The following is a 1,516-nucleotide window of genomic DNA, read 5'->3' as shown; positions in this document are numbered from 1 at the left end:
CCCAGCCGCTGCCAGCCGGCGTTGTAAAAATAGGGCAGGTCGAGCGAGCGCTCGCGCTTCCAGCCGTCGATCTGCTCGGGCGTGACCCGCTTCTGGCCGAGGTGGGCGCGGGCCATATCGTCCGGCGAATTCACAAAGAAGAACAGGACAAAAACGATCAGGTTGACGCCGACCAGGATGGGCAGGGCGTACAGCGTGCGGCGGACGATATAGGCGATCATGGGCCGGCCGCTCGTGTTCGGGGCGGCCGGCCACGGCGGTAGATGGTGAGAGTGGCCGGGATGATCGTCAGCACGAACAGGCCGGCCAGAATCCACACCGGCAGGGTCACCGGACGATTCCAGTCCTGGCGGCTGGCCTGTCTGAGCGCGGCATCGACCCGTTTGTATTTCAGCGAGTTGCGGCCGAACAGCATGGGCTTGGCGTTGTGATACCAGGCCGGGTAGAGCCCGTAGACCACCGGGTGCCTGCCCCACACCCAGGGCGCGTCGTGCTGGATGATCGCGGTCATCCGCTCGATCAGGGCCAGACGCTGGGGCGAGTTGCTCATGTTCTCCATTTCGCGGAACAGCGCGTCAAAATCGGGATTGGCATAGTTGACGTGATTCTCGCCCCCGTGGTGAGCCCGGCCGTTGGGGCCGTACAGCAGAAAGAAGAAGTTCTCCGGGTCGGGATAGTCGGCGCCCCAGCCCCAGCGAATGATCTGAAAGTTGCCGGTTCGGACCTTGGTCTGAAAGCGGTTGAAATCGGTCGAGCGGATCTGGAGCTGAATGCCCAGGCTGGCAAACTGCTTGCGCAACCAGTCGAGCGGCGCTTTGGAGCCCGGCCCGGCCGCCACCGTATCAAAGAACAGCACCAGCGGTTTGCCGTCGGCGTCCTGCCCGTTGGCATAGCCGGCCTCGGCCAGCAGCCGTCTGGCCTCGGCCAGGCTCTTGCGCTGCGGCCGGTCGAGCCGGGCGTCCCAGTCGTAGACCACCGGGTTCATGCCGGCCCGACCCTCCCGGTAGCCGAAAATGCCGGGCGGCAGCAGACTATGGGCCGGGAGGCCGCGACCGTTCAGAAAGATCTGGATATACTCCTCCATGTTCAGGGCAATCGACACCGCCTGGCGCAGGCTGCGCCGCTTGTCGTCATAGCCGCCGATGACATCGTCCAGCATATTGAAGCCGTAGTAGCTGGTGGAGGGAGAGACCGCGCTCAGCAGCCGGAAGTTGCGCTCCCGCAGAGCCTCGGCCAGTTCGAGTTCGCCGCTGGGGTCGAACTGCACGACCTGATCGAAGGCGTCGGGGTTGATCCCGGCCCGGTCGTAATAGCCCTGAAGAAATTTATTCCATTCCGAGATCGGCTCTTTTTCCAGCACGTAGACCAGCTCGTCGACAAACGGCAGGCGTTTGCCGCGGTCGGCCAGCAGGCCGTTTGCCTCGTCCTCGGGCGTGCCGTGGCTGGGATAGGTTTCAGGGTGAAAGTTGGGGTTGCGCCGCAGCACCATGCGATAGTTCGACTGGTTGACGGCCAG

2 protein-coding genes are annotated in these 1,516 nt (G+C 64.0%); both read right to left on the bottom strand.

Annotated elements, in window-relative coordinates; genetic code table 11:
• Window positions 1–221 (bottom strand): hypothetical protein (locus tag J4F42_21200; protein ID MCE2488039.1); only part of this gene is annotated, 221 nt, incomplete at its 3' end.
• Window positions 218–1,516, bottom strand: a 1,299-nt coding sequence (locus J4F42_21195; protein MCE2488038.1) for a hypothetical protein, incomplete at its 5' end; no start/stop codon positions are given. The genes J4F42_21195 and J4F42_21200, both read right to left, overlap by 4 nt.

This window comes from Desulfurellaceae bacterium, from assembly GCA_021296095.1.
Classification (GTDB): Bacteria; Desulfobacterota; Binatia; order Bin18; family Bin18; genus JAAXHF01.
Note: the sequence above shows the minus strand (reverse complement) of the source record. Positions and strands in the feature narration are given on the sequence as shown.